At 51.7% G+C, this 7,079-nt stretch carries 7 protein-coding genes; all 7 read right to left on the reverse strand.

Going from position 1 to position 7,079, the window contains the following annotated elements; genetic code table 11:
* Window positions 1-498 (reverse strand): lysine--tRNA ligase (lysS, locus tag HOK28_04745; protein MBT6432376.1); only part of this gene is annotated, 498 nt, incomplete at its 3' end.
* A 93-nt stretch (window positions 499-591) separates the two neighbouring features.
* Window positions 592-1,705 (reverse strand): peptide chain release factor 2 gene (locus HOK28_04750; GenBank protein MBT6432377.1). Its coding sequence is split into 2 segments (ribosomal slippage): window positions 592-1,638 and window positions 1,640-1,705, totalling 1,113 coding nucleotides; the frame shifts between segments, so codons are not numbered across the junction.
* A gap of 171 nt (window positions 1,706-1,876) precedes the next feature.
* Window positions 1,877-2,335, reverse strand: a complete 459-nt coding sequence (ybeY, locus tag HOK28_04755; GenBank protein ID MBT6432378.1) for an rRNA maturation RNase YbeY — start codon at window positions 2,333-2,335, stop codon at window positions 1,877-1,879.
* Entirely contained in the window at window positions 2,238-4,679 is a 2,442-nt protein-coding gene (locus tag HOK28_04760; protein MBT6432379.1) for an HDIG domain-containing protein, read from the reverse strand. The genes ybeY and HOK28_04760 overlap by 98 nt, the downstream gene beginning before the upstream one ends.
* Before the next feature lie 5 nt (window positions 4,680-4,684).
* Entirely contained in the window at window positions 4,685-5,191 is a 507-nt protein-coding gene (locus tag HOK28_04765; GenBank protein ID MBT6432380.1) for a hypothetical protein, read from the reverse strand.
* Window positions 5,192-5,238: 47 nt separating this feature from the next.
* Window positions 5,239-5,757 (reverse strand): hypothetical protein, encoded by a 519-nt coding sequence (locus HOK28_04770; GenBank protein MBT6432381.1) that lies wholly within the window; start codon window positions 5,755-5,757, stop codon window positions 5,239-5,241.
* A partial coding sequence (locus HOK28_04775; GenBank protein MBT6432382.1) for a hypothetical protein occupies window positions 5,754-7,079 on the reverse strand: 1,326 nt, incomplete at its 5' end. The genes HOK28_04775 and HOK28_04770, both read right to left, overlap by 4 nt.

Below are 7,079 nucleotides of genomic sequence, written 5' to 3' on the forward strand. Positions count from 1 at the left end.
GTTAGCGATTAAGTCGAGGTATCGCTGGCGATAGCGGGTCTCAACATCCGTCAAACCATGCCACTTCTCCGGGAGAGGCCGCAGACTCTTTGTAAGCAGACGAAAGCTCTTAACTTGAACGGTTAGCTCGCCGGTTCGAGTCTTCATGGGGCTGCCCGAAACACCGATAATATCACCGATATCTAGCTTCTTGTATTGAGCAAAATCTGCCTCCGGTAATTCATCACGTCGAAGGTAAATTTGGATCCGCCCTACAGGCTCGCCGTTTGGGGCTATCTCATCACACGAGCTATCTTGAAGACGAATAAAAGCTGCCTTACCCATCTTGTTGACAGCGACCACACGACCCGCAAGCGCATGTCGCTGCTCGGAACCTTCAAGCGACTCCTTATCCTGCTCATGGTAAAGTCGAATGAAGTCCAATGCCCGAGTGTCGACTTTGAAGTCGTTCGCATAAGGGTCGATACCCATTTCACGGAGGTCTTGTGCCTTCTCCATACGCTGTTCAAAAAATCGATCTGGTCCACTCATCTTACTTTCCTTTTCACCTGCTCGGCAGTTGCTCGTTTTAAGTTATCGTTCTGAATCTAGTCAAACCATATCGCTGGAATCACCCTCAGCGGTTTCGCCCATCAGGAATGCCTGAATGAACCCATCAATGTCGCCGTCTAGTACGGCATCCGTATTGGAAGATTCAAACCCGGTTCGGTGGTCTTTCACCATGCGATAGGGTTGAAGCACATAAGACCGAATTTGGCTGCCCCACTCTATCTTTTTCTTTTCTCCGGCAAGCGCCGCTTTCTCGTCTTCTTTTTTCTGCAGCTCAATAACCAAGAGCCGAGCCTTCAGCATCTTCATCGCTTTGGCGCGGTTTTTATGCTGGCTTCGTTCTGCTTGGCAGGCAACCACCACGCCCGACGGGATGTGGGTCAGTCGAATGGCTGAATCGGTTTTGTTAACGTGTTGGCCACCGGCACCACTGGCGCGGTAGGTGTCGACACGTAGGTCCTCATCCTTCACTTCGATATCGATGGAGTCATCTACTTCAGGAGCAACGCTTACTGAAACGAAGGAGGTATGTCGGCGCTTGTTCGCATCAAAAGGACTAATCCGTACCAACCGGTGAACACCAACCTCTGCGCGGCAATAGCCGTAAGCGTATAGCCCTTCGATACCGATGGTGGCTGATTTGATGCCCGCTTCTTCACCTGGCTGTATGTCGAGTATATCGACCTTGAAACCTTTTCGCTCCGCCCATCGCATCATCATTCGCTGAACCATTTGGGCCCAGTCTTGGCTTTCGGTACCACCTGCACCTGCATTGATTGATAAGATGGCCCCGTTGCTATCGTATTCACCCCCGAGCATCCGCTCGAGTTCAAGCTGGTTGATTGTTCGGGCTGCCTTCGCGATGGTCTCTCGAAGTTCCTGAGCAATGTCCTCGTCTTCGTCACCGAGTTCAAGCATTTCCTCAGCCTCAGTAACGGAACTCTCAAGCTTCAGAAAAGCATCCACACGCTGCTTCAAGATGGACATCTCGCGCTGCACGCGGGTCGCTTCCTCTGCGTTATTCCATAATTCCGGATCGGCACAACGTGCTTCAAGCTCTAAAACTCGACGCTGCTTTGTCGCAACGTCAAAGATGCCCCCTTATGGTGGTTAGGCGCTCCAACAGCTTAGGAATCTGGTCACGTAAAGTATTCATGGTTAGCCTGCTACGATGCGGTCGGAGCTGTGTCAACTCCCTATGATTAGGCACTTCTTTTTATTTTAAAGAAGCCAGCCCGAGTGTACGGCTGAGCTTGTCAAAGTGGTCCTTGTGGCCAGTTCTTGCGGTCTCGAAGCTCGGAGTAATCAGACCAAGCCCGCCTTAGCTTTACTCTGCGCTTCCCATCACCTGATCGACCACTTCAAGGAGACGGTTCTCTTCAAGCTTCATGTTTCGAGCCTGGTGGCCACCATTGACATGATCGTGGCCTAGCAAATGGAGAAAACCATGAACCAAAAGTCGCCGATACTCATCCTCCAGAGAATGACCAATGGACTGTGCTTGCCGAGCGGCTGTGTCGGCGCTGATAACGATATCTCCCAAACAAGGTACAAAGTCCCCTGCTACCACTTTGCCCTCTGCTTGGGGAAACGAGAGCACATCAGTAGGTTTATCTTTGGCGCGCCAAGTTAAGTTGAGCTCGTGAATGCCTGGGTCATCCATAATAACAACCGAAACCTCGGACGCACTAAAGCCCAAGTCTTCTGAGATTGTCTGGACGATTGTCTTCAGTGTCTTCGTCGCCAGTCGAGGCTGGCTCCTGCGGTTCGTTATGTCTATCGCCATCAGGTTCTCTTCTTTTCACCTGAGCCGTTGCAGGCATATCAGGGTATTCAATTCGTTTATGGTAGATGGAAGTCAGAATGCGAGTGAACGCTTTAGCCATTAGGTGCAAATCTTTCAACGTTAAATCGCACTCATCCAGCTGGCCATCCGTAAATTTCACGTTGATAATTTTATTCACCAACCCTTGTAGCCTTGCGGGCGTAGGGTCCGAAAGTGTTCTCGCCGCGGCCTCGATTGAGTCGCCAATCATGACAAGTGCAGCTTCCCGGGTTTGTGGTTTCTGCCCAGGGTAACGGTACTCATTCTCGCCAACCGAGCCATCCTCTTCACACTCTTCAACCGCTTTATGGTAAAAATACTGAATCAGGGTCGTTCCATGGTGCTGAGCAATACCCGCCAGAATTGGCTCACCAAGCTTGTGCCGCTTCGCAATTTCTAAACCATCCGTGACGTGACGGCGAATAATCATCGCGCTCATAGAAGCCTTAAGCTTCTTGTGAGGATTGAATCCGTCCCGCTGGTTTTCAATGAAATATGGGGCGTTACAACCTTTGCCGAGGTCATGGTAATAGGACATCACTCTGGCTAAAAGGGAATTCGCGCCTATCGCCTCCGCAGCTGCCTCAACCAGAGCTCCCACCATGATGCTGTGATGATAACTACCTGGAGCTTCAACCAAGAGTTCTTTGAGCGCCGGGTGATTAAGGTTGGCCAACTCGAGCAGCTTGAGTTCGGTTGTGTACCGGAAAACAAACTCTACGATAGGCATAATGCTCAATGCCAAAGCTGCGCTTAGGATACCGCTACCGAACGCAATCGGAACATAAATAAAGAATCCAGATAAGCTTAGGTCACCATCAAACAGTTGCACCGAGATGACCGCTATCGCTTGCGCTAGTCCAACCCAAGCACCGGCACGCAAGACATCACTTCGCGCTGTTATTTTTCGAACAGCGATAGCTGCCGTGAGAGTGCCCACCAAAACGTAAACCGAAAAGAGTTTGTTATCGGACGCCATCAGAGTCATCAGGAGGCCGTTGAGCAACGCCATAACCACTGTGGGCTCGGCCCTCAAAACCAGCCCAACAACCATCACACCCGCGGAAACGGGCATAGCATAGATACAAAACTCTGCGCTCACGACCGGGTATGTATCTTGAACTGCCCGAGACAAGAGCATCCAGATCTTAGCGCCGCCCATCCCAAACAGAAACACTGATGTTAGGAAAAAATACTCACGCGCCCGGAGCCGCCTCGCCCAACGACTGTCGCGACTAAACAAGACGACACCCAACAATAAGAGCATGGTCAATATACTGGCCCCGATCGACGAAGACCACCGAGAACCTTGGCGCGTCGACTGATTGAGTGCTCGTAAAACGGTGAGGTGGCGCTGAGTATACTTTTCGCCATCTCGGACAATCATTTCACCTTTTTTGATGTTGATGCTGACTGTCTTAACACTGAGTTCGGCTAGGTCACGTGCCGACTCTGTTGCCGCCCGGTTCGGGGTAAGATTAGGTCGAACCAGAAGGGTCATTAAATTGGCAGCCCATTGGACCCCAATGCCCTCGAGTTCACTCGACTCAGCTTCACGCAGCAATTGTCTCACCAAACCGGGAACTTCATCGATCTCGAGAACTGAGCCAATATCGTCGACAGGCAACCTGCCTTTACCTGTGTCGGGAATTTCTTGAATAACAATCCCATGGCGTTCTTGAGCCGTCAGTGATTGCCGGGAGGTGACCAGTGGCCGCTCCTGAACCGCCTTCAAAACATCTTCGAGCTGCATCTGAACATTCATAGAAAATTTGAGTTTCAAAAAGCCTTCGGCAACTTCCAAGGGCACAGCTACGCCCAATGCCTGGTCGAATATTTTCTTATAACTCTCAACATTCAGAGGCTTATCACTGCCTTCATCAACGGGCTCAGATTCCAGTTGACGGCGCGCATTGCTCAGCGCTTTAACCAACCGGCGCGCGACCGATGTCGTCACATGGGTATCGAGGTCATAAACTCTCTTGACCGCCGCTATAGCTGCTCTACGTCGTTCTTGAGTAACCTCCCGGTCCTCAACAGCGATATCCCGGGGTGCTTTTATATCACCTTGCGCGGGGCTACCGAGCAGTGATGTCGAAACCTCGTAAGTGGTAATTGCCCATTGTGATGGAGCAACCAGACCTGCAGTCAGAGAGCAGAGAAATAGCAGTGCCCAGACAGTCGGCTTGCTTCCGTCAAATCGGTCATAGATAGTAGAGAAATGGAGGGCGTGACGCCCCTCGGGTATGTCGGGATGCTCGTGCCCTCGCTGGGACGGAGCGTTCGGTTTAACGGGCGCACTCATAGAGACTATTTCCGCTCTATGTAATCGGCCTCCCACACTCGTCCACGCTGGTAGCCTAATCGGATCATGACTTTATCGCCCTTTTGAAGATAGTAGGCGCCAGCGTTGCGAAGCGTGGGATCATCTGTGAGGTCAACTTCGGATGAAGCGAATTTCAAGCGAGGAAACACGACCAATGTTTGGTTTTTTGTGACCTTGCTTCCAGCACCTTCTCCAGCAGCCTTGAGTACTTTCACTTTTAAAGCGACTGTTGGAAATGCACCCTTGCGAATGGATGTGATTTTAGCTTCGAGGTTGCGGCTGTCCTTGAGGCGGATAGCAGTTAAGCGGTCACCCGTTTGACGGGCTCGAACCGAACCACCACCTTCATCAGCATTCTCTTCAAGCATACTGTCGCCAAGAGCAGCAAGTGCTTCCAGTGGGTCGAAATTATCCCCGTCTACTTGCGCCGCAGCGGCCGCAGCACCAATCAGAATCATTCCGACGCTGAAAAGGGTTATGACTCGTTTCATTTTCAGATTCCTTATTCCAATGACCAGATGAACCGTATCCTTGGACGTTACTTCAACTTTTCAGTCTCATCGGCCGGGCTGTCTGTCGGTTTTATTACGGGCTTTGCAAAAATTCCGTATCTACCGACCTTAAACTCACCGCTTAAGAGTAATTTCCCTATCACCCAGGACCGTTGCCCCCGCGCTTCTAAAAAGCGTCGGTAACTCCTAGGTGCTAGATTTAACAAAATTGGCGGGCCATCTCCATCAATCAACGCAATTTTTCCCGATATTTCAGTGATTTGGCCTACAATCGGCGTTTTTCCATAAACCGAGAGTAAATCATAGGTCTCGACGACGATTTCTTTGCCGTTGGACATCCCTCTCACACGGACCGTTGCCGATTGCAGCTTACGCAATTGCGGCAAGACATCTCCGGTCAGGACCCACTTCTGTTCAGTATCTGGCACCTTAAGCAGGACCTGCACCTTGCCAGGCAGCCGTCTCAGCTCAAGCACACCCTGCTCTTCAAGCCGTGACTCCGCGCTGCAAAGCAGCGCGCATACAATGAGAACCAAAGATGTCATTCGACACGCTCAGCTTGGAGTCTCAGGGTGATAGCATCATCGGCACTTGCTTTAATCTCATGACTGCCCGGCTCGAGTTCCGTTACCAGTAAAAGTATACTTCCGGACTCCAAAACCTCGCCCTCGAAGATCTCAGTTAGATCGTCGAGGTCATCTGATGCGGGTCCATCAAGCGCTACGGAGTCCCCCGAGGCATTTGTGAACGTACCGTGAGTGTCGATGCCACACTGATTTCCCGTCTCGGCCGTGCCCGGCGCCAGGAAGTCAGCCCGTTGAGTCGAATCAAGATAACTTCCACCCGTTGCATAAACACCTAGGACCCAGTTGGCGTGCTGGGTGCGAGAGAGAGACTTCAGGTACGGATGTTCAAACCCCGATGTCGATTCCTGCATCATTCCACCTAGGATTTCTGCTGCTGCATCCTCGACCTGGCTACTTTGAGCACTGGAGGCTCCATTGGCTTTTGCACGCGAATCAATCAAATGGCGCAGAAACAAATAAGCCATGCCTCGGTTAGCAATAGAATCCAGTGGGCCAGCCAATGCTGTGTCAGCCCAATCCTGAAGGGTAGCTTCAACCGCATCAATATTGGACGGGCCCCAACCCGTGAGGTCTTCAATGGTGTGTGCAATTCCCTCATCGAGCCAAAGCGCTTCCTGAGTGGCCGATGTACCTTGGGCCGAAACACGCAGCGCAAACGATGCAAGATGCGAGTATTCATGGGCTAATGTCGCCACAGTCAGTCCGGCAGGGACGCTGGCCGATGGTGGCCTAGCCCAAAGGATATCCATCTCGTTGCCCGTAGCCTCGGCGTCTGCTGACGGTAACATGTCGCGATAATCAAAGAACCCCACGACGCTTGCCGACACGCCACCACCTGTGTGGTTTGAAAAAGCCAAAGTAATCGCGCCATCAGAATTATGGTCTAAAGTTCCCGTGTGCCCATTCAACGCCAGCAATTGATGTTCCTTATCGAAGGTAGAAGCAAACTGTACCGCAGCCGCTCTCGCATCGGCAGCGGTCGCGACGTCAGCCTCATCAACCAGAACATAGAAACGCTCGTCGCCCTGCTCTACCATCTCTTGAACGATGAAATTCCGTGCTCCGTCTTGTCCCCAATTCAGAGACAGCTCGCCGACGCATCCGTTGTCGTGGGGGACTTCGTCACTGGCACAAGGATGGGTACCCGCTAAGGGTCTCATAAGAGGAACGACTCGGCGTTCACCGCGTTGCATGTCTTTAACCAAGCGGCCTATGGCAGCGTGGCGTTGATTATCGAAATCGATTTGAGCCTGACCGCCCCAGCGAAGCCCCTGGCTTGA

This window comes from Deltaproteobacteria bacterium (assembly GCA_018668695.1).
Classification (GTDB): domain Bacteria; phylum Myxococcota; class XYA12-FULL-58-9; order XYA12-FULL-58-9; family JABJBS01; genus JABJBS01.

Coding starts and splice junctions, on each gene's coding strand:
- ybeY (MBT6432378.1), bottom strand. CDS start 2,335: ATGGCGATAGACATAACGAACCGCAGGAGCCAGCCTCGACTGGCGACG.
- HOK28_04760 (MBT6432379.1), bottom strand. CDS start 4,679: ATGAGTGCGCCCGTTAAACCGAACGCTCCGTCCCAGCGAGGGCACGAG.
- HOK28_04770 (MBT6432381.1), bottom strand. CDS start 5,757: ATGACATCTTTGGTTCTCATTGTATGCGCGCTGCTTTGCAGCGCGGAG.
- HOK28_04765 (MBT6432380.1), bottom strand. CDS start 5,191: ATGAAACGAGTCATAACCCTTTTCAGCGTCGGAATGATTCTGATTGGT.